This window comes from Micromonospora yongxingensis (assembly GCF_052601155.1).
This window is the reverse complement of record NZ_JBQXEO010000004.1, coordinates 266,418-287,521: the sequence shown is the minus strand read 5'-3', so window position 1 is coordinate 287,521 and position 21,104 is coordinate 266,418. Positions and strand designations below refer to the sequence as shown.

23 protein-coding genes, 1 tRNA gene and 1 riboswitch are annotated in these 21,104 nt (G+C 71.6%); of the genes, 10 read left to right on the top strand and 14 right to left on the bottom strand.

Features of this window, described 5'->3' with window-relative positions:
- Nucleotides 1-19: 19 nt before the first annotated feature.
- Genes ACTWLT_RS08680 through ACTWLT_RS08670 form a run of 3 tightly spaced genes read right to left on the bottom strand, consistent with a single transcriptional unit; the run spans nt 20 to nt 2,275 of the window.
- Nucleotides 20-769: a LamB/YcsF family protein gene (locus tag ACTWLT_RS08680; RefSeq protein WP_445317824.1), complete on the bottom strand. Its 750-nt coding sequence runs from the start codon at nt 767-769 to the stop codon at nt 20-22.
- On the bottom strand, nt 753-1,715 hold the full coding sequence (locus ACTWLT_RS08675) for a 5-oxoprolinase subunit C family protein (protein ID WP_445317855.1): 963 nt from the start codon (nt 1,713-1,715) through the stop codon (nt 753-755). Before ACTWLT_RS08675 ends, ACTWLT_RS08680 begins: the two co-directional genes overlap by 17 nt.
- A complete protein-coding gene (locus ACTWLT_RS08670) occupies nt 1,613-2,275 on the bottom strand; it encodes a 5-oxoprolinase subunit B family protein (protein WP_445317823.1) in 663 nt (220 codons plus the stop codon). The genes ACTWLT_RS08675 and ACTWLT_RS08670 overlap by 103 nt, the downstream gene beginning before the upstream one ends.
- Nucleotides 2,276-2,382: 107 nt before the next feature.
- Here ACTWLT_RS08670 and trhA point away from each other — a divergent pair, with 107 nt between their 5' ends.
- Nucleotides 2,383-3,060: a PAQR family membrane homeostasis protein TrhA gene (trhA, locus tag ACTWLT_RS08665; protein WP_445317822.1), complete on the top strand. Its 678-nt coding sequence runs from the start codon at nt 2,383-2,385 to the stop codon at nt 3,058-3,060.
- An 81-nt stretch (nt 3,061-3,141) separates the two neighbouring features.
- On the opposite strand, the gene ACTWLT_RS08660 is transcribed toward trhA, so the two are convergent.
- Nucleotides 3,142-3,429, bottom strand: coding sequence for a DUF6458 family protein (locus tag ACTWLT_RS08660; RefSeq protein WP_252417034.1), 288 nt, complete (start codon nt 3,427-3,429; stop codon nt 3,142-3,144).
- A 112-nt stretch (nt 3,430-3,541) separates the two neighbouring features.
- On the opposite strand from ACTWLT_RS08660, the gene ACTWLT_RS08655 reads away from it, so the two are divergent.
- A complete protein-coding gene (locus ACTWLT_RS08655; protein WP_445317821.1) occupies nt 3,542-4,081 on the top strand; it encodes a SixA phosphatase family protein in 540 nt (179 codons plus the stop codon).
- A 42-nt stretch (nt 4,082-4,123) separates the two neighbouring features.
- Here ACTWLT_RS08655 and ACTWLT_RS08650 read toward each other — a convergent pair whose 3' ends face one another.
- The 4 genes from ACTWLT_RS08650 to ACTWLT_RS08635 form a co-directional block, all read right to left on the bottom strand.
- Nucleotides 4,124-4,393 carry a DUF6458 family protein gene (locus tag ACTWLT_RS08650; protein ID WP_074315731.1) on the bottom strand — a complete coding sequence of 90 codons (270 nt, stop codon included), beginning with the start codon at nt 4,391-4,393 and terminating at the stop codon, nt 4,124-4,126.
- A 241-nt stretch (nt 4,394-4,634) separates the two neighbouring features.
- On the bottom strand, nt 4,635-6,491 hold the full coding sequence (locus tag ACTWLT_RS08645; protein WP_445317854.1) for an acyl-CoA dehydrogenase: 1,857 nt from the start codon (nt 6,489-6,491) through the stop codon (nt 4,635-4,637).
- Nucleotides 6,492-6,629: 138 nt separating this feature from the next.
- A complete protein-coding gene (locus ACTWLT_RS08640; protein WP_252417032.1) occupies nt 6,630-7,757 on the bottom strand; it encodes a PP2C family protein-serine/threonine phosphatase in 1,128 nt (375 codons plus the stop codon).
- Nucleotides 7,758-7,858: 101 nt separating this feature from the next.
- Nucleotides 7,859-8,491 (bottom strand): septal ring lytic transglycosylase RlpA family protein, encoded by a 633-nt coding sequence (locus tag ACTWLT_RS08635; RefSeq protein ID WP_445317820.1) that lies wholly within the window; start codon nt 8,489-8,491, stop codon nt 7,859-7,861.
- Between the two features lie 187 nt (nt 8,492-8,678).
- Between ACTWLT_RS08635 and ACTWLT_RS08630 the strand changes: the two genes are divergently transcribed.
- Genes ACTWLT_RS08630 through ACTWLT_RS08620 form a run of 3 tightly spaced genes read left to right on the top strand, consistent with a single transcriptional unit; the run spans nt 8,679 to nt 10,810 of the window.
- Nucleotides 8,679-9,230 (top strand): phosphoribosyltransferase family protein, encoded by a 552-nt coding sequence (locus ACTWLT_RS08630; protein ID WP_445317819.1) that lies wholly within the window; start codon nt 8,679-8,681, stop codon nt 9,228-9,230.
- A 33-nt stretch (nt 9,231-9,263) separates the two neighbouring features.
- Nucleotides 9,264-10,322 (top strand): questin oxidase family protein, encoded by a 1,059-nt coding sequence (locus tag ACTWLT_RS08625; protein ID WP_445317818.1) that lies wholly within the window; start codon nt 9,264-9,266, stop codon nt 10,320-10,322.
- A gap of 56 nt (nt 10,323-10,378) precedes the next feature.
- Nucleotides 10,379-10,810, top strand: coding sequence for an ASCH domain-containing protein (locus tag ACTWLT_RS08620; RefSeq protein WP_445317817.1), 432 nt, complete (start codon nt 10,379-10,381; stop codon nt 10,808-10,810).
- Nucleotides 10,811-10,834: 24 nt separating this feature from the next.
- Here the strand turns inward: ACTWLT_RS08620 and ACTWLT_RS08615 are convergent, their stop codons facing one another.
- On the bottom strand, nt 10,835-11,713 hold the full coding sequence (locus tag ACTWLT_RS08615; RefSeq protein ID WP_445317816.1) for an LLM class flavin-dependent oxidoreductase: 879 nt from the start codon (nt 11,711-11,713) through the stop codon (nt 10,835-10,837).
- A gap of 234 nt (nt 11,714-11,947) precedes the next feature.
- On the opposite strand from ACTWLT_RS08615, the gene ACTWLT_RS08610 reads away from it, so the two are divergent.
- Nucleotides 11,948-12,649, top strand: coding sequence for a dihydrofolate reductase family protein (locus tag ACTWLT_RS08610; protein ID WP_445317815.1), 702 nt, complete (start codon nt 11,948-11,950; stop codon nt 12,647-12,649).
- 17 nt (nt 12,650-12,666) lie between these two features.
- On the opposite strand, the gene ACTWLT_RS08605 is transcribed toward ACTWLT_RS08610, so the two are convergent.
- Nucleotides 12,667-13,032 (bottom strand): VOC family protein, encoded by a 366-nt coding sequence (locus tag ACTWLT_RS08605; RefSeq protein WP_445317814.1) that lies wholly within the window; start codon nt 13,030-13,032, stop codon nt 12,667-12,669.
- A 70-nt stretch (nt 13,033-13,102) separates the two neighbouring features.
- On the opposite strand from ACTWLT_RS08605, the gene ACTWLT_RS08600 reads away from it, so the two are divergent.
- Nucleotides 13,103-13,747, top strand: coding sequence for a dihydrofolate reductase family protein (locus ACTWLT_RS08600; RefSeq protein ID WP_445317813.1), 645 nt, complete (start codon nt 13,103-13,105; stop codon nt 13,745-13,747).
- A gap of 76 nt (nt 13,748-13,823) precedes the next feature.
- On the opposite strand, the gene ACTWLT_RS08595 is transcribed toward ACTWLT_RS08600, so the two are convergent.
- Nucleotides 13,824-13,894 (bottom strand) — tRNA-Gly (locus ACTWLT_RS08595).
- Between the two features lie 227 nt (nt 13,895-14,121).
- On the opposite strand from ACTWLT_RS08595, the gene ACTWLT_RS08590 reads away from it, so the two are divergent.
- The gene (locus tag ACTWLT_RS08590; RefSeq protein ID WP_445317812.1) at nt 14,122-15,105 is read left to right on the top strand and encodes a zinc metalloprotease; all 984 of its coding nucleotides are present in this window, start codon (nt 14,122-14,124) and stop codon (nt 15,103-15,105) included.
- An 85-nt stretch (nt 15,106-15,190) separates the two neighbouring features.
- On the opposite strand, the gene ACTWLT_RS08585 is transcribed toward ACTWLT_RS08590, so the two are convergent.
- Nucleotides 15,191-15,748 (bottom strand): pyridoxamine 5'-phosphate oxidase family protein, encoded by a 558-nt coding sequence (locus tag ACTWLT_RS08585; protein ID WP_445317811.1) that lies wholly within the window; start codon nt 15,746-15,748, stop codon nt 15,191-15,193.
- 99 nt (nt 15,749-15,847) lie between these two features.
- Here ACTWLT_RS08585 and dcd point away from each other — a divergent pair, with 99 nt between their 5' ends.
- Nucleotides 15,848-16,426, top strand: coding sequence for a dCTP deaminase (dcd, locus tag ACTWLT_RS08580; protein WP_089018323.1), 579 nt, complete (start codon nt 15,848-15,850; stop codon nt 16,424-16,426).
- Nucleotides 16,427-16,485: 59 nt separating this feature from the next.
- On the opposite strand, the gene ACTWLT_RS08575 is transcribed toward dcd, so the two are convergent.
- Nucleotides 16,486-17,463, bottom strand: coding sequence for a C40 family peptidase (locus tag ACTWLT_RS08575; protein WP_445317810.1), 978 nt, complete (start codon nt 17,461-17,463; stop codon nt 16,486-16,488).
- A gap of 75 nt (nt 17,464-17,538) precedes the next feature.
- Nucleotides 17,539-17,674: riboswitch (cyclic di-AMP (ydaO/yuaA leader) on the bottom strand.
- 234 nt (nt 17,675-17,908) lie between these two features.
- Between ACTWLT_RS08575 and ACTWLT_RS08570 the strand changes: the two genes are divergently transcribed.
- Complete coding sequence (locus ACTWLT_RS08570) at nt 17,909-19,927, top strand: N-acetylmuramoyl-L-alanine amidase (RefSeq protein WP_445317809.1); 2,019 nt, start codon at nt 17,909-17,911, stop codon at nt 19,925-19,927.
- A gap of 56 nt (nt 19,928-19,983) precedes the next feature.
- On the opposite strand, the gene ACTWLT_RS08565 is transcribed toward ACTWLT_RS08570, so the two are convergent.
- Entirely contained in the window at nt 19,984-20,994 is a 1,011-nt protein-coding gene (locus ACTWLT_RS08565) for a C40 family peptidase (RefSeq protein ID WP_445317808.1), read from the bottom strand.
- Between the last annotated feature and the right edge of the window lie 110 nt (nt 20,995-21,104).

The following is a 21,104-nucleotide window of genomic DNA, read 5'->3' as shown; positions in this document are numbered from 1 at the left end:
ACGGCACGCCGGAGTCCCGCTACGCGAACGGCGCGAGCGGGACTCCGGCGTCGATCAGCGAGGCGCGGACCAGCTCGGCGGCGGAGACCGCGCCGGGGGTGTCTCCGTGTACGCAGATCGAGTCCACCGCGCAGGGGATGACCGTGCCGTCCACCGCCACCACGGTCCGTTCGGTGGCCATCCGTACCGCCCGGGTGGCGATCTCGTCCGGGTCGGTGACCAGCGCGCCGGCTGTGCCGCGCGGCACCAGCGCCCCGTTGGGCAGGTAGCCGCGGTCGGCGAAGCCCTCGGCGACGACCGGCAGCCCCGCACCGACGGCGAGCTGGGCGAGCGTCGAGCCGGCCATGCAGAGCACCGGCAGGTCGGGGTCGTGGCCGGTGACCGCGGCGACCAGCGCCGCCGCCTGGGACTCGTCGGTGCTGGCCACGTGGTAGAGCGCCCCGTGCGGCTTGAGGTAGCGGACCCGGGTGCCGAACAGCCGGCAGAACGCGTCGAGCGCGCCCAGCTGGTAGGTCACCTCGTCGCGCAGCTCGGCGAAGTCGTACGCGATGCGCCGCCGGCCGAAGCCGGCCAGGTCCCGGTAGCCGACCTGCGCGCCCACCGCGACGCCGCGCCGCGCCGCGCTCTCGCAGACCCGCCGCATGGTGGACGGGTCGCCGCCGTGGAAGCCGCAGGCGACGTTGGCGGAGGTGACGAGGTGCAGCAGCGCCTCGTCGTCGCCGAGTCGCCAGATGCCGAATCCCTCGCCCAGGTCAGCGTTGAGGTCCATGGAATCTGACGGTAGTGCCTGGCCGGGCCTGCGCGAGCGGGGTCACGTCGGTCACCACCCCGATGACCGGGTATCCGCCGGTGGTCGGGTGGTCGGCGAGGAAGATCAGGGGTTGCCCGTCCGCCGGCACCTGCACCGCGCCGAGCACGATGCCCTCGCTGGGCAGCTCGCCGGCGACCGCGCGGGGCAGCGGCGCGCCGGTGAGTCGAGCGCCGACCCGGTTGCTCACCGGGGTAACGGTGTACGCGGTGCCAAGAAGCCGGTCGAGCGCGGTGGGGGTGAACCAGTCGTCTCGGGGGCCGGGGCGAATCGTCAGGTGCAGCTCCGGCTGTGGTGGAGGGCTGACGGTCACGTCCACCGGCGCGGGCTCGCCCTGCGGCTCGCCGAGCGGCAGCCGGTCGCCGTCGCGCAGCGGGGGCGGGCCGAGCCCGGAGAGGGTGTCGGTGGCCCGGCTCCCGAGCACCGGCGGCACGTCGATCCCACCCGCCACGGCCAGCCAGCTCCGTACGCCGCGGCGGGCCGGGCCGATCCGCAGCACCGTCCCGGCGGGCACGGTGAGCGGGCGTCCGACGTCGCCGGGCCGGTCACCGGCCCGGACCGGCACCTCGGCGCCGGTGACCGCCACGGTGGTGGCCCGGGTCAGCCGCAGCACGCAGCCGGTCAGGGTGACCTCCAGGCCGGCGGCGTGCTCCGGGTTGCCGACCAGGCGGTTCGCCAGCCGCAGGGCCGCCGGGTCGAGGGCACCGGCCCGGGGTACGCCCAGGTGTGCCCAGCCGGGCCGGCCCAGGTCCTGCACGGTGGTGAGCGAGCCGGCGCGGAGCACCTCGATCTCGGAGGGCCGGGTCACGTCGCCGCCATCCGGACCGGGGTGCCCGGGCTGAGGCGGGCCGGCGGGTCGGCGTGCACGTCGAAGAGGACCAGGTCGGTCCGGCCGACCAGCAGCCAGCCGCCCGGAGACGCGCCCGGGTAGATGCCGGCGTACGGGCCGGCCAGCGCGACCGAGCCGGCCGGTACCCGGGGGCGGGGGGTGGCCAGTCGGGGCAGCGCCAACTCGGCGGGCAGCCCGGTCAGGTAGGGGAAGCCGGGGGCGAAGCCGCAGAAGGCGACCCGGAACGGGGTGCCGGTCAGCCGCCGGAGCACGGCCGGCACGTCGACCTTCCAGTGCTCGGCGACTGCCGGGAGGTCCGGCCCGTCGAAGTCGACCGGGACGACCACCTCCGCACCGCCGCCGTCGCGTTCCCGGTTGGTGGAGCCCTCGGTGGCGGCGGCCGTCGCGACCGTCGACGCCCATCGGGAGAGCAGGTCGGCCGTCGCGGCCGGGTCGGGTACGCCGTCGAGCAGGACGGTGCTGGCCGCCGGCACGATCTCGGTGGTGATCAGTTCGCCCAGCTCGCGACGCCGCCACAGCTCGGCGCGCCATGCCTCGACCAGGGCGGCCTCGGGCACGTCGGCGGGGGCGGTGCAGTCGAGCAGCAGGGCGTGTGCCCCGATGGATCGGAACCGCATCGGCTCATCTTCGCCGATCTGGTGACGGCGAGGTGTTCACGGTGACGGTGCCCGGCGTCACCGGTCCGACTACTTGCAAGTAACCTACGGTGCCGTAACCTGATGTCGTGACCACCTCCGCCCCGCTTCGCCTGAAGCCGGTCGACATCGGCAAGCCCCGGATGCGCGGCTGGCTGCACACGTACGCCTTCTTCGTCGCCCTGGTCTGCGGCATCGTGCTCTGCTCCATCGCCGCCACCCGACCGGGGTGGGCACCCCTGGTGAGCTGCGTCATCTACAGCGTCACGGTCTGCGGGCTCTTCGGCACCAGCGCGTTGTACCACCGTCGCGTGTGGTCCGAGCGCGGCTACCAGATCATGCGCCGGATGGACCACTCGATGATCTTCGTATTCATCGCCGGCACGTACACGCCGTTCTGCGCCCTGCTGCTCGCGCCGCGACCGGCGACCGTGATGCTCGGCCTGGTCTGGGGTGGCGCGCTGGCCGGCGTGGCGCTCAAGGTGGTCTGGCCGCACGCGCCACGCTGGGTCTCCGCGCCGCTCTACCTGGCGCTCGGTTGGGTGTCGGTGGCCATGCTGCCGGAGATCCTGCACGGCGGCGGCGTGGCGGCGCTCGTGCTGCTGATCGTCGGCGGGGCGATCTACAGCGTCGGTGCGATCTTCTACGCGCTGCGCCGACCCAACCCGTGGCCGACCGTCTTCGGTCACCACGAGTTCTTCCACGCCTGCACCCTGTTGGCCGCGCTCTGCCACCACATCGCGATCTACTTCGCGCTGTTCGCCTGACCGCACTGGCGAGCCGGGCCTGGCACACGCGAGCCGGGGCCCCGCGACGCTGCGGGACCCCGGAGTCGTTGCGTGCTCGGGTCAGACCGGCCGGCCCGGCCGGCGCACCTCGCGGTACTCCCGCATGACCTGGTCGTCCTGGACCGGCACCACCCGATCGGCCACGACGCGGTCCTCGCGGACCGGCGCGGCGACCACCGTGCGGCGTCGGCTGTTCCAGAAGTAGAGGGTGGTGAGGAGACCGGCGACACCGGCCAGCATCAACACCCAGCCGACGACGGCCAGGTTCAGCCAGCCCAGGTCGGCCTCCACGGCGAATGCGAAGATCGCGCCCAGCGCGATCAGGAAGATGCTGCCACCAATGCCCATGTCTCGCTCCTCGGCTCTTACCTGGCGTACGGCCCGCCGCGGCCGTCGGTAGGGGTGCGGCATCCATCGACTTACCCCGGCACGGAGATCGCCAATCGGGCAAGCTGAGGGCATGACGGACGTCCCCGCCGAGACACGGACACTGATCCTCCTGCGGCACGCGAAAGCCGAGCAGGGCAGCGACGGTACGGACGACGCGGTGCGCCCGCTCAGTGCGCGTGGGCAGGCCGACGCGGCGGCGGCCGGCGCCTGGCTGGCGCGTCAGGCACTGCTGCCCGACGTGGTGATCTGCTCGACCGCCAGACGCACCCGACAGACCTGGCACCAGGTGGCGATGGGGATGACCGGTACGCCGCCCGAGGGCGGGCCGGCCGGTCCCCGCCCGAGCGTGCGCTACGAGCCCGGCGCGTACGACGCCCACCCGGAGGAGTTGTTGGCGCTGGTCCGCACCGTCGACGCGGAGGCCAGGACAGCTCTGCTGATCGCCCACAATCCGGGCATCTCGCTGCTCTCCGCGCTCCTGGACCCGGAGGGGACGGACGGGGAGGGTCTGCGGACCACCGAACTGGCGGTGCACCGCGCCCCTGTCGCCTGGACGGAACTGGACCGGGCCGGGGCGCCCATCACCGACCGGCACACCGCACGCGGCTGAGCCACCCGCCGATGGTCGACGGGTGGCTCAGGCGTACGCGGCTCAGGAGGGTGGCGCGGTCGGCGGCGGAGGGTCGGGCGGCGGCGGCATCATCGCCGTCGGATGGGACAGCCGGTTCTCCTCCACGATGAGGGTCCGCGCCCGCTTACGCCGGTCCTGCCAGAACCAGAGCGTGGTCAGCAGTACGGCCAGCCCGGCCAGGATGAACACCCAGCCGACCGCCCGCAGGTCTATCCACCAGACGTTGGCCCTTATCGCGAACGTCAGGATGGCGCCGATCGCGATGAGAAAGATGCCGCTTCCTACACCCATGTGCGCTGCACTCCCCCGTGCGGTGGCTCTGGGCGTTCTCTGTCGTGGACACGCGACGGTTACCCGCCACACCGGCCACCTACCCGACGGGGCTCGCCGAATGCGGGACCGGTGGCCGCCCGGCGACGCGGGGCAACCCGACCCGGACAGGCCGACGGCCGGCGGGGCAATCGCCCCCGCCGGCCGTCGGTGTCGGCGCCAGGTGGTGCTACCCGGAACCGTCAGGCGTGCCGTGGCACGGTCAGAAGGCCTCCTCCGGGAGGTCCATGATGTCGAGGTCGGCGCCCTCGATGATCCGCCGGTCCGCGCCGATGCGCGGCAGCACCTCACGGGCGAAGAACCGGGCAGCGGCCACCTTGCCGGTGTAGAACGCCTTGTCGGTCGCGGAGACATCGCCGGCCAGCGCCTTCAGCGCAACGTCGGCCTGCTTCTGGAGCAGCCAGCCGACCACCAGGTCGCCGATGGCCAGCAGGAAACGCCGGCTGCTCAGCCCGACCTTGTACAGGGCGCGGGCGTCGCCGCCCTGCGCCTCGCCGAGCCAGCCGGTCAGCACGCCGAGGATGTTCTGGATCTCGGCGAGCGCCTTGCCGAGCGCCTGCCGCTCCTCCTTGAGCTGGCCGTTGCCCGCCTCGGAGGAGATGAACTCCTGGATCTCGCCGGCGACCGCCATCAGCGCCTTGCCGTTGTCCCGGACGATCTTGCGGAAGATCAGGTCCAGGCTCTGGATGGCCGTGGTGCCCTCGTACAGGGTGTCGATCTTGGCGTCCCGGACGTACTGCTCCAGCGGGTAGTCCTGGAGGAAGCCGGAGCCGCCGAAGGTCTGCAGCGCCTCGTGCCCGAGCAGCTCGTACGCCCGCTCCGAACCGACGCCCTTGACCAGAGGCAGCAGCAGGTCGTTGACCCGCTTGGCCAGCTTGGTGGCCTTCTCGTCGCCGGCCGCCTCGGCGATGGCGACCTTGTCCTGCCAGGTCGCGGTGTAGAGGACCAGGGCACGCAGACCCTCGGCGTACGACTTCTGCAGCAGCAGCGAGCGGCGCACGTCCGGGTGGTGGGTGATGGTGACCCGGGGCGCGGTCTTGTCCGCCTGCTGGATCAGATCGGCGCCCTGCACCCGGTTCTTCGCGTACTCCAGGGCGTTGAGGTAGCCGGTGGAGAGGGTGGCGATGGCCTTGGTGCCGACCATCATCCGGGCGTACTCGATGATCATGAACATCTGGCGGATGCCGTCGTGCTTGTCGCCCAGCAGCCAGCCCTTGGCCGGTACGCCGTGCTCGCCGAAGGTCACCTCGCAGGTGTTGGAGACCTTCAGGCCCATCTTGTGCTCGACGTTGGTGGCGTAGACGCCGTTGCGCTCGCCCAGCTCGCCGGTGGTCTCGTCGAAGTGGTACTTCGGCACCACGAAGAGCGACAGGCCCTTGGTGCCGGGGCCGCCGACGCCCTCCACGCCCACCGGGCGGGCCAGCACGTAGTGCACGATGTTGTCGCTCAGGTCGTGCTCGCCCGAGGTGATGAAGCGCTTCACGCCCTCGATGTGCCACGTGCCGTCCGGCTGCTGGATGGCCCGGGTGCGGCCGGCGCCCACGTCAGAGCCGGCGTCGGGCTCGGTGAGGACCATGGTGGAGCCCCACTGCTTGTCGATGAAGAGCTTGGCCCACTGCCGCTGCCGCTCGTTGCCCTCGACGTGCAGCACGTGCGCGAAGGACGGGCCGGAGGCGTACATCCACACCGGGGCGTTCGAGCCGAGCACCAGCTCGGCCAGGGCCCACCAGAGGGCGCGCGGGGCATTGGTGCCGCCCAGCTCGGGCGGCAGGTCCAGGCGCCAGAACTCGGAGTCCATGAACGCCTGGTAGGACTTCTTGAACGACTCCGGCAGCGGCGCGGTGTGCGTGGCCGGGTCGAAGACCGGCGGATTGCGGTCGCTGTCCGTGTAGCTGGCGGCCAGGTCCTCGCGGGCGAGGCGGTCGACCTCCGCGAGGAAGCTGCGGGCGGTGTCGGTGTCGAGATCCGAGTACGGCTCCTGGCCGAACGCCCGGTCCGCCCCGAAGACCTCGAAAAGGTTGAACTCGAGGTCCCGGAGGTTGCTCTTGTAGTGGGTCATGCTCACTGGCCCCGCTTCCGGACAGGTGTTACCGATCAGTAACCCCGACTGTATTACTCGCGGGTAGCCAGCGACAAGCGGATCTCGTAAGTGACGGCCATTACACACTCGCGCCGTCCGGGCCGCCCAGCCGGTCGGTCAGCTCTCGGTGGCGCCGACTTCCCAGCTCGGCACGGCTGCCGCCACCCCGGTCCGGGCGCCGACGTACTCCATCAGGACCAGCGCGATGTCGTCGTCGAGCCGGCCGTGCACCCACTCGACCAGGGCCGTCTCCAGCGAGGCCAGCCCGTCGGCGACCGTGCCGTGGCCGAGCAGCCGCCAGGCCCGGTCGGCCGTGGGGAAGAACTCGCCGTCCCGCCGCGCCTCACCGAGACCGTCGGTGAACAGCAGCAACCGGTCACCGGGCTCCAGGCGCTCGACCCGGGGGCGGACCACCGGCATGAAGCCGAGCGGGGGTGCCGGCGCCGGCGGCTCCAGCGGGATCACCGCGCCCCGACGCAGCAGCAGCGGCGGCGGATGCCCGCAGTTGACGATCGTGAGCGTGCCGCCACGCTCCTCCACCAGCGCCGCGGTCACGAAGTCCTCGTCGCCGACGTTGCGGGCCACCGCGCGATCCAGGTCCGCGACGACGGCGCGCAGGTCCGCCCGTTCGTAGGCCACGTGCCGGTAGGAACCGAGGACGATGCTGGCCAGCCGGACGGCGTCCAGGCCCTTGCCGCGCACGTCACCGATGATCATGCGCACGCCGTACGGGGTGTCGATCGCCTCGTACAGGTCGCCGCCGATCTGGGCGGTCGCCGTGGAGGAGATGTAGCGGCCGGCCACCGAGAGCGTGCCGACCTGCGGGCCGAGGGGACGCAGCACCGCCTGCTGGGCCACCGAGGCGAGCTTGGACAGCTCGCCGATCTGCTCCGCCTGCCGCTGCCGCACCGACGCCACCGCGACGGCCAGCCCGGTGGCGAGCGCGACCGCGACCACGTTGGCCGAGGTGACCAGCGACATCTTCGGCTCGACCACGGCGAAGCCGGCCCCGATCAGGGTCGCCGCGGTGCCGACCCCGAGCACCACCGACCAGGACGCCAGGGAGGCGGCGAGGAACGGGGCGGCCACCAGCAGCGCGACGTAGTGCGCCCTGCGGCCGTCCGCCACCTCCACGGCCGAGACGATCGCGAGCAGAACGAGGGCCGCGCCGAGGCCGGCGCGGGATCCGGGGCTCAGCGGGCTACGGCCCGACTGGAGGAGTCGCGTGGGTACGAGGGACAGCATGCCTGATCCTCGTGAACGGGTGAATGAACCTGGCCCGTCGTCTGAGGATGTTCTGTCCACCCGGCCCGGGTGTCCGGCCAGATCGGCGTCGGCCACGCCGGTCAGCCGAGGACCTCGTACCTGACGGTCAGCGCGCCCACGTCGACCGAGGCGATGGTGGCGAACGCGGCCCGGGAGAGGTCGAGGCAGCGGCCGTCGATGAACGGACCGCGGTCGTTGATGCGCACCACGACCGACTTGCCGCTGCTCGGGTTGGTCACCCGGACCCGGGTGTCGAACGGCAGGGTCTTGTGGGCCGCGGTCAGCTCGTTCGGGTTGAACGACTCACCGTTGGCGGTGAGCTGACCGTCGGAGTAGAAGGACGCGCCGCACGAGCCGCTCTCCAGGACCTTCGGCTTCGCCGTGGTCTTCTTCGCGGTCGGGGTCGGCTTCGGCGCGGCGGTGCGGGCCTTGTTCCGGGAGGCGGCCTGCGGCGAGCGGCTGGCGGACGGGCTGGCCGACGCACTCGGGGAGGCACTGGCACTCGGGGAGGCCGCCGGGGAACTCGCGGCGAGGCTGCTGGGGGCGGCGGTCGGGGCGAACTCGATGGCGGCCTGCTCCGGCTGGGCGGAACCCGAGGTCAACCGCACGGCGCCGACGGTGCCTCCGACGGCGAGCGCGACGCCGACCGCCGCGGTGGCCGCGATGCCCGCCGGGGAGGAGAACATGCGGGTACGGGAGTGCCTACCAGCCACCGGCCCGGTCCTTTCGTCGACTGAACAAACCGGGTCGGACCGTAACGAGAGAAGCACTTCCGACGTCAACGTGATCATCGTGGTATGCCCGCATTTGCGCTGGTACGTGTAGCCGATCATCCGAGGCGGGATGGGCCGCCCGGCCCGGGTGCCGACACGCCGGGCACGCGTGCCCCAGGATGGACGGATGCCCGCCGAGCTGACCGAACGCCTCACCGCCCTGTTCCGGTGGATCGACCCCGGGCCGGGCACCAGCCACCTGGTCAGCGACATCTCCGGTTGGTGGCGCGACCCGGCGGTGCTGGCTGAGTTGGGGCCGGCCCTCGTGGCGCCGTACCGGGCCGCCCGGCCCACCGTCGTCCTCGCCCCCGCGGTCACCGGGCTGCTGCTCGGGCCACTGGCCGCCACCGCCCTCGGGGTCGGCTTCGTGGCCGCGCACAAGCCCGGCGACGGACGGCTGCCGGCCGGGCCGCTCACCTGGGCGCAGAGCCCGCCGGACTACCGGGGCCGGCGGGTCGACCTGGCCGTGCGGGACCGGCACCTCAACCCCGGCGACCGCGTCCTGGTGGTGGACGACTGGGTGCGCACCGGGGCACAGATCCGCGCCCTGTACGACATCTGCGCGGCGCGCGGTTCCGAGGTGCTGGGCACCGCCGTGGTGGCCGTCGACTGCCCGCCCGACGTCGCGACCGAGCTGCGGATCACCGGTCTGATCGCCGGCGCGGATCTGCCGTCTTGACCTGAACCCTGGTTCATCTCCGACGATCGGCACATGAGCGACGGGATTCTCGACGAGGCGTACGAACGGCTGCACCGCACCGGCCCCGAATACGAGGGCTGGCTGTCCAACCACGGGCCGATGGCCGTCGAGGCGCTGGCCCGGCACGGGCACCAGCAGCGGGTGCACCGCTGGCTCGACGACTACCTCGGTCGCCTCGACGACCTGCCCAGAGGGCTGCGCCCGATCGACGACTGGCGGGAGGCACTCGGTGACCCCAAGCGGGCCGGCGACTGGCTCGCCTACTTCGACCGGGAACTGCGCGAGCACCCGTGGCGGGAGGTGCTCGGCACCTGGTGGCCTCGGCTGCTGCCCGGAATCGCCGCGGGCGCCACCCACGGCGTGATCCGGGTCGGGCACGCCGTACGCGCGCTCGACACGGCCGACGCGAACCCACAGCGGCTCACCGAGCTGGGCCAGGCCCTCGGCTACTGGGCCGCCCGCTGGCAGCCCGTCCCCGGTGCCGACGGAATCCTCGACCCGGCGGCGTCGAGCGAGCACCACTCCGCCGAGGCGGGAGGGCCGGACGTGGCCGCCGCCCTGGCCGCACTGCCCCGCATCGACGACCGCTCCGGGGGCATCCTGGACCGGCTGGGCCGGCTGCGAGGCGTACCCCGGTGGGAGCCCGCGCTGGCGGCGCTGCGCCCCGCGCGGACCCCGGCCGAGGCGGAGCGCGGGCTCACCACGCTGGTGCACCGGGCCGGCCTGGACTACCTGCGCTTCGGGCACGCCGAGCCGGTCATGCTGGTGCACGCGGTCACCGCGCCGACCGCGGTGCTGCGTACCCTGCCGGCACTGGACCGGGCACTCTGGGCACCGAGCCTCGCCGCGGCCTGGGCCGCGACGGCGGCCGTGACCTCGGTGTACGCCCCGACGGACGGAATCGCGCCGCCAACCGTGCCGGCCGCCACCCCAGCGGAGGTCTTCGCCCGAGCGGCCCGGCACGGTGACGCGCACGTGGTCAAGCTGGCCGACGCGGTGCTCGACGCGCACGCCGCCACCGGCGACGACCGGCTGCTCGGCGCCGCCGGCTACGCCGGCCAGCTCATCTGACCCGGCGCGGCGTATTGCGGCGGCGGCGCGGGCCGGGCTGGCCTAGCCTCGGCAGGATGTGGCCTCGGATCGGTGAACTGCGCACGCTCGCTCTCGGCACCCCCGGCGAACTGCGGGCGACCCTGAACACCCTGGTGCTGGCCGGCGTGAAGACCGCCACGGCCGGCCGGCTCGCCGAGTACGCCGAAGAGAACGAGGAGTTGGAGCGGGTCGGCGAACGGCTGGCCCTCGTCGACGACGACGACGCGCTGGCCGGCGTCGTGGAGATCACCGGCGTGGAGGTGGTCCGCTTCGCCGACGTGCCCTGGGACTTCGCCCGCTCCGAAGGGGAGGGTGACCGCTCGATCGAGGAGTGGCGGGCCGGCCACTCGGCCTACTGGGCGCGGCTCGGCACCCCGGTCGACGACGACACTCCCATCGTCTGCCTCCGGCTGCGGCTCGTCTCCGGCGGCGAGGGCGGCGTGGCCAGCGGCGACCTCGGCACGTGACGTCGGCGATGCCGGCGGCGCGGCTCAGCCGCGCAGCTCTGGCAGCAGGCGGGTCGCCACGTCCGCCAGCACGGCCTCGTCACCGGCGTACCAGCTGCTGGCCCGCGGCCAGTGCGTCACCACGTCGGTGAAACCGAGGTCGGCGGCGCGGCCGACCTGGTCGGCGAAGAACTGGGCGCTGCTGAGCGAGAAGACCGGGGCCGCGTCCAGCGACAGGTAGCGGTCCAGGGTCGCCGGGTCGCGGCCGGCCTCGTCCAGCGTCCGGTCCATCCGGCCGCACAGCGCCGACACCGTGCCCCACCAGCCCTCCACGTCCTCCGCCTCGGTGCCGGTGGTCACCCAGCCCTGACCGAACCGGGCCACCAGCCGCATCGACCGCGGCCCGTTGGCGGCCACCACGAACGGCACCCGGGGCCGCTGCACACAACCCGGGTTGTTGCGCGCGTCCACCGCCGTGAACCAGTCGCCACGCCAGGTGGTGCCGTCCTCCCGCAGGATCAGGTCCAACAGTTCGGTGAACTCGGCGAACCGGTCGACTCTCTGGCGCGGCGGCAGCGTCTCGCCGCCCAGCACCGCCGAGTCGAACCCGATGCCGCCCGCGCCCAGACCGAGCAGCAGCCGACCGCCGGAGACGTCGTCCACAGTGGTGATCTGCCGGGCGAACGCGGCCGGGTGCCGGAAGTTCGGCGAGGCCACCAGGGTGCCCAGCCGAATCCGGGAGGTCACCGTCGCGGCTGCCGTCAGCGTGGTCATCGAGTCGAACCACTGGCCGTCCACCAGATCCCGCCAACCCAGGTGGTCGTACGTCCAGGCATGGTCGAAGCCCCACTCGTCGACCTGTCGCCAGCGACGCTGCGACTCCGCCCAGCGCTGGTCCGGCAGGATCACGATGCCAATCCGCATGATCGCCAGCCTAGCCGTGCCGGTGGCGATCGGGCTTCCACCGCTACGCAGGTGCACCTGGGTCGATCGCGGCAGTCAGGTTCGACAAGGCTCCGGTGGGCCCGGTTGCGGCGTCACTGCGAGATGTGACTGCCATCACATACCGATCGTGTAGGCGTCCTCCGATCGGCTCCGACCCGTTGCTGAGCGAGCACCCAGGCTGGGTGTCGCACGACCGGAGAGGAACCACACGAGATGACGAAGGTGACCGCACAGCTGTCGGTGTCGGTGGACGGGTTCTACGCCGGCCCGCAGTTCACCGGCGACGGCAACTGGATGGACTCGGCCGAGAGCCTCGGCTTCTTCCGGGTCACCCGCTGGGCGACCGAGGCGATGGCGTGGCGCGAACGGCTGGGCTTCGCCGGTGGGGAGCAGGACACCAACTCAGACGTGCTCGCCGAGTCGTTCGGGGCGGCCGGCGCGTACGTGATGGGACGGCGGATGGCCGACGGAGGTGAGGTGCCCTGGGGCGAGGAGCCGCCGTTCCGCGCGCCGGTCTTCGTCGTCACGCACCGCCCCCGCCAGCCTCTCCTGCGTGGAGGTGGCACCAGCTTCACCTACGTCACCGATGGTGTGGCCAGCGCCGTCGAGCAGGCACGCGAGGCGGCCGGCGGCCGGAACGTCGCCGTGGCCGGAGGCGGCAGCCTGGTGCGGCAGGTGCTCAAGGCCGGCCTGCTGGACGAGTTGGAGCTGCACGTCGTACCGGTCGTGCTCGGCACCGGCCTCAGGCTGTTCGACGCGGACCTCGACCTGGGCGAGAAGGAGGCGATCGAGCTGACGCCGACCCGCGTCCTCCACACGCCGCAGGTCACCCACATCCGGTACGCGGTGACCGGTCGCGCCCCGCTCGTGCTCGACGACCGGGGCAGCGGCGGCGGCCCGACGGTGACCGAGTGATTCCCGGCGACCGGCGCCTACAGGCGCGACAGCACGAGCAACCGGTTGCCGTCGGGGTCGGTGACCCGGGCGGACCGCTCACCCCAGGGCTGGTCGACCGGCTCCTCGGTGACGGTGGCACCCGCGGCTCGCAGCACGTCCACGGCCTCGTCGCAGTCGTCGGCGTAGACGCACAACTCCCATCGCAGCGCCGCGGACGGACCGCCCGCCTTCGGGTCGGCGGCCAGGCCCAGTTCGCTGTTGCCCAGCCGGAGCGCGACGAACTCCGGGTCGCCCTCGTCCGGAAACCGGTAGGTCTGCTCGAAGCCGACGACGTCCCGGTAGAACGCGATCAGCCGGGGCAGGTCGGGCGTCGTCACGATCGGAAAAGCTTCGGTGAACACGGGATCACCTCCAAAACGGACACTAGCCCTTCCCCGTACCGATCTGCTGAACAGTTACCGAGGAGGATCGATGCCGCAGTTGTTGAGGGTGCAGTGCTTCAACGTGTCGCGTGACGGGTTCGGCACAGGTGAGGGGCAGAGCTTGGAACGGCCCTTCGGCCACGCGGACCCCGCACCCCTGTTCTCCTGGCGCGCCGCCACCGCCAGCTTCCACTACCGAACCGAACCCGGCGGCACTCGCGGGCTGGACGACTACATGACCCGCGACTACGACTGCAACATCGGCGCGGAGATCATGGGTCGCAACAAGTTCGGCCCCCACCGTGGCCCCTGGGAGAACCACGAGTGGCAGGGGTGGTGGGGGGACAACCCACCCTTCCACACGCCGGTCTTCGTGCTCACCCACCACGAACGCCCGTCGTTCACCCTGGCTGACACCACTTTCCATTTCCTCAACGCGGACCCGGTCGAGGCGCTGGCACGCGCGAGGCGGGCCGCCGGCGACCGGGACGTACGCCTTGGTGGTGGAGTCGCCACCATCCGCGAGTTCATCGAGGCCGACCTGGTCGACACGATGCACATCGCCGTCGCGCCCGTCGACCTCGGTCGCGGTGAGCGGCTGTGGGAGAGCCACACCGATCTTCTCGACCGCTTCCACCTCGACTCCGTGCCAAGCCCCAGCGGAGTCACCCACCTCCTGTTCTGGAGACGGTGACGGCCGTCGCTGCTGACCGCAGCAACGTCGAAGGCCCTGGCTAGGACTTGCGTCCTGACCAGGGCCTCGACCTCGGAGCGGGTGACGGGAATCGAACCCGCACTGTCAGCTTGGGAAGCTGATGTTCTGCCATTGAACTACACCCGCAGGCGGCACCACTGTACCTGAGTCACCCAGCCGGTGCACCAAGGTACCCCTGCGCGCCAGACCCACCCCGCCGCGCCGCCGTCGGCATACCGCAGCTTGCAGAAAGAAGTTTCCGGACGGCAACATATGGCCGTTCTCAAATGCGTCGATGAGTTGTAACGTCTGCCACACGTTCTCAGCCCGGCGTGACACACCCCCTGCCACGCCGCCAGAAAGAAGGTGGGCCAATGGGGCTCCGTCCCAACCTGCTGACCCGGCGTGCCGCCGGTGTCGCGTCGACGACCCTCGCGCTGCTGCTCAGCACCGCTGCGGTGGGCGTCGTTCCGGCTGCTTCGGCCTTCTCCGCGGCGCCCGGTGGCGCCTGTGTGGAGCCGGCCGACAGCCACGCCAACGCCCGGGTGAAGCCCGGCGCCGCGGCCAAGCACGAGCCGAACGAGCTGACCGCGAAGCAGGTCCGCGAGCGGGACGCCGACCTGGCCGCGGCGCTGCGTGAGCGCGCGAACTTCCGGACCGGGGCCGGTGCCTCGGTGCTGGCCACCGTCACCATCCCGGTCGTGGTGCACGTGATCCAGCGGGACAGCACCCGGGCCGGCGGCAACATCCCCGACTCGCTGATCACCGCCCAGATCAACGTGCTGAACCAGGCCTACGCCGGCGCCACCGGCGGCGCGGTCACCGCATTCGACTTCCGGCTCGACAAGATCAACCGGGTGACGAACCCGTCCTGGTACCCGATCGTCGAGGGCTCGACGGCGGAGCGGTCGATGAAGTCCTCGCTGCGAGTCGGCGGCAAGAACACGCTCAACATCTACCTGGGCGAGCTGAGTGACGACCTGCTGGGCTGGGCGACCTTCCCGCAGCGGAAGCTGAGCAGCATGGACGGGGTGGTCGTGCTGAGCGAGTCGCTGCCGGGTGGCACGGCGACCAACTACAACCAGGGCGACACCGGCACCCACGAGGTGGGCCACTGGCTGAACCTCTACCACACCTTCCAGGGTGGCTGCGGTGGCTCGGGTGACAGCGTCAGCGACACCCCGGCCGAGGCGTCGCCGGCGTACGAGTGCCCGACCGGGCGGAACACCTGCTCGGCGACCGGGCTGGACCCGATCACCAACTTCATGGACTACACCTACGACTCGTGCATGTACCAGTTCACTCCCGGTCAGGCGAGCCGCATGCTGACCGCGTGGAACGCGTACCGCGCGGCGTAGCTCTCCCGCGTACCACCGGTGCCGGCTCCGTCACGACGGAGCCGGCACCGGTGTCTTCCCCCAGGACCGGGTCTGTGGGCCGCGGTCAGGCGGCCGAACGCTGGACGTCACGGCTGCGACGGGCCGGGCGGGTCTGCGGTACGGCGGCCGGCTTGGCCGCCACGGCCGGGGGGTGCGGGTCGAGCCAGACCTGAACGGCAGGCCCGCCCGGCGCGTCACCGGGCAAAACTGCGGCGTGCTGCTCGCGGCGGGTCAGCATCGCCACGTCGACGGTGAACTCGAACAGCTGCCAGTCGACCTGCGGAGCCGCCCGGGAACTCTGCGCCAGCCGAGCCACCCGGGCCGGATCGGTCACCGGCCAGGCGCGCCCCGCCACGTACGCCTCGTCGTCGCTCTCCTCCGGTGGGAAGGAGTGCAGCGCGTAACGGCCGTCCCGTTCGAGGTCACGGCGCTTCGGCGAGTCGATGACGAAGCAGAACAGCCCCTCGTCGGTGATGACCGGGGAGACGGGATGAACCCGGGGCCCGCCGTCGGCGCGGACCGTTGCCAGGTAGCCGAAGCCTGGCCCGTACTGCTGGAGGAGAACGCGGATCCCGTCGGCGAGGCGGGGCTCGTCGGCGGCGAATTCGGACCAGGAAGCCATGCCGACATTCTATCGAACAAATGTACGACTAGCGACCTCGACGCGCTGGTCACCGGCACCGGATCCGGGCGTTCTCGGCAACGCCGCTATGGTGGTCGAATGCTGCTCTCCGACCGCGACCTGGTCTCCGAGATCAAGGCCGGCACGCTGGGCCTGGAGCCGTTCGAGCCCACCCTGGTCCAACCGTCCAGCATCGACGTACGACTCGACCGGCTGTTCCGGGTCTTCAACAACCATCTCTACACGCACATCGACCCGGCGATGCAGCAGGACGACCTGACCTCGGTGGTCGAGGTGCCCGACGGTGAGCCCTTCGTGCTGCACCCGGGGGAGTTCGTGCTCGCCTCCACGCTCGAGGTGATCTCGCTCGGCGACCAGCTCGCCGGCCGGCTGGAGGGCAAGTCGAGCCTGGGCCGACTCGGCCTGCTCACCCACTCCACCGCCGGGTTCATCGACCCGGGATTCTCCGGTCACGTGACGCTGGAGCTGTCCAACGTGGCGAATCTGCCGATCACCCTCTGGCCGGGCATGAAGATCGGGCAGCTCTGCATCTTCCGGCTCTCCTCGCCGGCCGAGCACCCGTACGGCTCGGTGGTCTACGGCTCCCGGTACCAGGGCCAGCGGGGGCCCACTCCGAGCCGCGCCTGGCAGCACTGGCGCACCTGGCCGACGCGCTGACCCGGTAACGACGAGGGCCCGCCGCGACGAATCGCGACGGGCCCTCCGGTCATCCGGGATCAGCCCGGGCGGCCGTAGCTGTGGATCGGGCCGTCGTCGACCTTCTTCATCTTGATGGGTTGGCCGGCCTGCGAGGCGTGCACGACCCAGCCGTTGCCCACGTACATGCCGACGTGGTGGATGTCGCTGTAGTAGAAGACCAGGTCACCGGCGCGCAGGTCGGCCCTGCTGACGTCCTTGGTCACCCGGCTCTGCTGGGCGGCGTTGTGCGGCAGCGAAACCCCGGCCTTGGCCCAGGCGGCCAGCATCAGGCCGGAGCAGTCGTACGAGTTCGGGCCCTCGGCGCCCCACACGTAGGGCTTGCCGATCTGCGCGCAGGCGAACTTGACGGCCACGCCGGCACCGCCGCCCGGGTAGCTGGCCGGGCAGGGCGCCGGACGCAGCGGGCCGCCACCACCGTTGCCGTACACCTTGAGGCGCAGCTTCTGCAGCCGGTCGATCTCCTCGTTGATCTGCTTCTTCTTGGCCGCCAGCTGGGCTTCGGTCCGGGTCAGCTGGGTCACCATCTCGTCCAGCGGCGCCTTCTGCCGGGCCAGCTCGTCGCGCAGGTCGGCGACCTGCGCGACGTCCTCCTGCTGGTTGTGCGCGAACCGGTCGAGCATCTCGAGCTGCCCGACCACCTCGCTCGGCGACCGGCTGCCCAACACGGCGTTGACGGTGGAGACGGCCTCACCCTTGTAGGCGCGGACGGCGAGCGCGCTGACCTTGTCCATCGCCGCGTCGACCTGGCGTTCCAGCGGGGCGATCCGGGCGGCGAGCGCGTCGGCCTGCCTGCGCTTGGCGGCCAGGTCGGTGCGGGTGGCGTTGTGCCGTTCGATGATCGGTTCGAGTTTGTTCCAGTCGGCGTCGATCTGGCGCTCGATCTCGGCGACGGACGGGTCCGCGTGGGCCGCGGTCGCGCTGCCGGTCAGGACGACGGCGACGCCGACCAGTGCGGCGAGGGCGGTGGTGAAGCGGGACCAGCGTGGGCGCGGCACGATCGACGTCAGGCCGGCTGACGCCGACCGTTCGGACGACGGCCGCGGGGCATGGTGAGCCACCGGGTTCCGTACTCCTTCTTCCTGACCGCCTACCGGGTTAGCTGACGGGTTCGGGCGGGAAGTTGGCGCCCTACCGCAGTGGTTGCGGATTCACCCCGGAAAACCTGGGTCCCCGGTTCGCTCGGAAGCGACTCGGCGGTGTCGGTCCGTTACCGCCCGGGCTGGGTGGACCTGCTGTCGGGCCGACGAATGACCAGAGTAGAGACGGCTGTTACCGATCCGCAACCCGCGCGGCCGTGACACTCCGTACCGATCCGACGGGATCACCCACCGTGGCCGGAGATTTGTTTCCTATCGCGCCGATATTCGGAAAGATATTGACGCGGACTCCCGGACGGCGCGAAGGTGACCTCACGTGTACTCGCTATATCTAGGGGGTTCGATGCACCATCCAACCCTGTCGACCGGCCGGCGCGCGCTGCTCGCCGCCACCGTGGTCGCCGCCCTGACCGCCGTACCACTACCCGGGCCGGCCACCGCCGCGCCCACCGCCGACCGCCAGCAGCAGTACGCCGCCGCAGCCGCCGAGTACGGCGTTCCGGAAAGCATCCTGCTCGGCGTCTCGTATCTGGAGTCCCGGTGGGACACCCATCCCGGCACCCCCAGCACCAGTGGCGGCTACGGGCCGCTGCACCTGACCGACGCCGCCCACGTCACCACGCTGCCCGCCGGTGGCCACGTCGACGAGGGCGAGGACCCGCGCGGCGACGAGTCCCGGCCGCTGACCGTCACCGCGCCCACGGTGACGGGATCGCGGCAGGCCCCGCCCGCGGCGGCGGCGCTGCAGACCCTCCAGGCAGCGGCGAGCCTCGTCGGAGTCGGCACGGAGACGCTCCGCTCCGATCCGGCCGCCAACATCCGCGGCGGGGCCGCGCTGCTCTCCTCGTACCAGAGGGATCTCGGCGGCCCGGTCGGCGCGGTGAGTGACCCCGGGGCCTGGTACGGCGCGGTGGCCCGGTACTCCGGCGCCGACACCGAGGACGCCGCGGCGGCCTTCGCCGACGAGGTGTACGACCAGATCCGCGTCGGCGCGAGCCGGCGGACCGACGACGGCCACCAGGTCACCCTGACCGCCCAGGCGGTCAACCCGGACGCCAGCGCGCTGCACCGGCTCGGGCTGCGGCGGACGGAACGGCCCGACGGGCTGGAGTGCCCGGTCCGCCTCGCCTGCGAGTGGATTCCCGCCCCGTACGAGAAGTACGGGCCGGGTGCCGGCGACTACGGCAACCACGACCTGGGCAACCGCCCGGCACAGCAGAAGATCGAGTACATCGTCATCCACGACACCGAGGGCTACTTCGCGCCCAGCGTCGACCTGGTCAAGCAGGCGGACTACCTGGGCTGGCACTACACGCTGCGCTCGGTCGACGGCTACGTGGCCCAGCACGTCAAGACCAAGGACGTCGGCTGGCAGGCCGGCAACTGGTACGTCAACGCCAAGTCCGTCGGCATCGAGCACGAGGGCTTCGCCGGCCAGGGCACCTGGTACACCGAGGCGATGTACCGCACCTCGGCCAAGCTGGTGCGGCACCTGGCGACGAAGCTCAACATCCCGCTGGACCGCCAGCACATCATCGGCCACGACAACGTGCCCGGCACCATCGCGGGGAACGTCCGCGGCATGCACTGGGACCCGGGCCCCTACTGGGACTGGTCGCACTACTTCGACCTGATGAAGGCGCCGTTCCGGACCATCGGCACGGCCCGCACCGGCCTGGTCACCATCGACCCGGACTTCGCCACCAACCGGCCCGCCTTCCACGGCTGCAACCAGCAGCCGCCGGGCGTACCGACTCCGGTGCCGCCGGCCGCGCCGTGCCCGTCGCGCGGTTCGTCGGCGGTGATCCTGCACAGCGCGCCGAATCACGACGCACCACTGGTCAACGACATCGCCCTGCGCCCGGACGGCTCACCGGACACGATGTACGTCTCCGACCACGGCGCACGCGCCTCGGCCGGCCAGACGTACGCCGTGGCGGAGGTCCGCGGCGACTGGACGGCGATCTGGTACCTCGGCCAGAAGGCCTGGTTCCACAACCCCACCTCGGCGCGGACCGCGAAGTGGGCCACGGGCTTCGTGGTGACGCCCAAGCCGGGCAAAGCCACCATCCCGGTCTACGGGCGGGCCTACCCGGAGCAGGCCGCCTATCCGGCCGGCGTGCCCTACCAGGCCATCTCGCCGTTGCAGTACACGTTCGCTGCCGGGCAGCGGTACGCGGTGGGCGGGATCCTGCCGAGCGAGTACTACCGCGCGACCACCTTTGACGGGTCGTCGCCTGGCGACTGGACGGTCGTCCGCGGTGACCTGCGCTACGTGCAGGTCCAGTTCGGTCACCGGATCATGTACGTCAACCTGGACGACGTGCTGCTGCTGCCGTCGCCGCTGGGCGCACCCGGCTGAACGGAAACGACGGCCCCCGGTCGGTGACCGGGGGCCGTCGTCGTGCGTGCGGTGGGTCAGGGTCTGCGGAACCCGGCGACCGGCATGTTGTTGATGCTGGCCACCTGCACCGGTTTACCGGCGCGTGGCGCGTGCACCATCTGGTCGTTGCCCAGATACAGGCCGACATGGTGCAGGTCGCTGAAGAAGAAGACCAGGTCACCGGGACGGGCGTCGGCCCGCGAGATGGCCTTGCCCTCGTGCCACTGGTCACCGGTGTGGTGGGTCAGGTTGATCCCGGCGGCCTTGTAGGCGTACTGGGTCAGGCCCGAGCAGTCGAACGAGTTCGGGCCGGTGGCGCCCCAGACGTACGGCTTGCCGATCTTTCCGCAGGCCGTCCGGATCGCGGTGCGGGCCTTGTCGCTGACCACACCGTTGATGGTCGGGCAGCCCGCGGTCTTGACCGTGGTCTTCGGCAGGGACGCCTCAAGCCGCTTGATCTCGCCGTCGATCTGCTTCTTCTTGGCCGCCAGCTCGTTCTGCTGCTTCGTCTGGGTGACGATCAGCGCGTCGAGCTTCTGCTTCTGACCGTCGTACTTGGCCCGCACGGCCAGCACGCCCTCGACCTCCTTGCGCTCCTGCGCGGCCAGGCGGTCGAGCACGGTGAGCTGCTCGGTGAGCGTGTCCGGCTTGGCGCTGACCAGCAGCGCGCCGATGTCCTGCGACGGCCCGGACATGTAGTAGCGGGAGGCGAGGTCACCGACCCGGTTCAGCGCCAACTCGCTCTGCAGTGCCAGCGGCTCGATCTTCTTCTGCAGGTCCGTCGACTTCTTCCGGTTGTCCTTCAGCTGCGCCCGCACCTTGTTGTACTGCTCGATGGTGGGCTCCAACTGCTCCCACTGCTTGTCGATCTGCGCCTCGATCTCGTCGACCGTGGGCTCGGCGTACGCCGGCGCGGCGAGGACTCCGGCGCCGACGGCCGCGGCGGCGACCAGAACGAGTAGACGGTGGGCGACACGACGCAGACCGCCCGGCCGAGTGGACAGTCCAGGGGCGTGACGATGAGGGGGCATGGTTGCCACCGGCACCGACTCCTTTGCGACCGACCGCCGGGCGCCTCGCGTGAGGGAAGGGCCGAGGCAGACGACCCACAGCGGTCGGTGCCCCACATTAGGGAAGTGGCGGGCGGTAATCAAGG

Excerpts from the sequence above, each read along its gene's own strand:
- ACTWLT_RS08680 (WP_445317824.1), bottom strand. The coding sequence starts at position 769 with ATGGACCTCAACGCTGACCTGGGCGAGGGATTCGGCATCTGGCGACTC.
- ACTWLT_RS08670 (WP_445317823.1), bottom strand. The coding sequence starts at position 2,275 with ATGCGGTTCCGATCCATCGGGGCACACGCCCTGCTGCTCGACTGCACC.
- ACTWLT_RS08660 (WP_252417034.1), bottom strand. The coding sequence starts at position 3,429 with ATGGGCATTGGTGGCAGCATCTTCCTGATCGCGCTGGGCGCGATCTTC.
- ACTWLT_RS08655 (WP_445317821.1), top strand. The coding sequence starts at position 3,542 with ATGACGGACGTCCCCGCCGAGACACGGACACTGATCCTCCTGCGGCAC.
- ACTWLT_RS08650 (WP_074315731.1), bottom strand. The coding sequence starts at position 4,393 with ATGGGTGTAGGAAGCGGCATCTTTCTCATCGCGATCGGCGCCATCCTG.
- ACTWLT_RS08645 (WP_445317854.1), bottom strand. The coding sequence starts at position 6,491 with ATGACCCACTACAAGAGCAACCTCCGGGACCTCGAGTTCAACCTTTTC.
- ACTWLT_RS08640 (WP_252417032.1), bottom strand. The coding sequence starts at position 7,757 with ATGCTGTCCCTCGTACCCACGCGACTCCTCCAGTCGGGCCGTAGCCCG.
- ACTWLT_RS08630 (WP_445317819.1), top strand. The coding sequence starts at position 8,679 with ATGCCCGCCGAGCTGACCGAACGCCTCACCGCCCTGTTCCGGTGGATC.
- ACTWLT_RS08625 (WP_445317818.1), top strand. The coding sequence starts at position 9,264 with ATGAGCGACGGGATTCTCGACGAGGCGTACGAACGGCTGCACCGCACC.
- ACTWLT_RS08620 (WP_445317817.1), top strand. The coding sequence starts at position 10,379 with ATGTGGCCTCGGATCGGTGAACTGCGCACGCTCGCTCTCGGCACCCCC.
- ACTWLT_RS08615 (WP_445317816.1), bottom strand. The coding sequence starts at position 11,713 with ATGCGGATTGGCATCGTGATCCTGCCGGACCAGCGCTGGGCGGAGTCG.
- ACTWLT_RS08610 (WP_445317815.1), top strand. The coding sequence starts at position 11,948 with ATGACGAAGGTGACCGCACAGCTGTCGGTGTCGGTGGACGGGTTCTAC.
- ACTWLT_RS08600 (WP_445317813.1), top strand. The coding sequence starts at position 13,103 with ATGCCGCAGTTGTTGAGGGTGCAGTGCTTCAACGTGTCGCGTGACGGG.
- ACTWLT_RS08590 (WP_445317812.1), top strand. The coding sequence starts at position 14,122 with ATGGGGCTCCGTCCCAACCTGCTGACCCGGCGTGCCGCCGGTGTCGCG.
- ACTWLT_RS08585 (WP_445317811.1), bottom strand. The coding sequence starts at position 15,748 with ATGGCTTCCTGGTCCGAATTCGCCGCCGACGAGCCCCGCCTCGCCGAC.
- dcd (WP_089018323.1), top strand. The coding sequence starts at position 15,848 with ATGCTGCTCTCCGACCGCGACCTGGTCTCCGAGATCAAGGCCGGCACG.
- ACTWLT_RS08570 (WP_445317809.1), top strand. The coding sequence starts at position 17,909 with ATGCACCATCCAACCCTGTCGACCGGCCGGCGCGCGCTGCTCGCCGCC.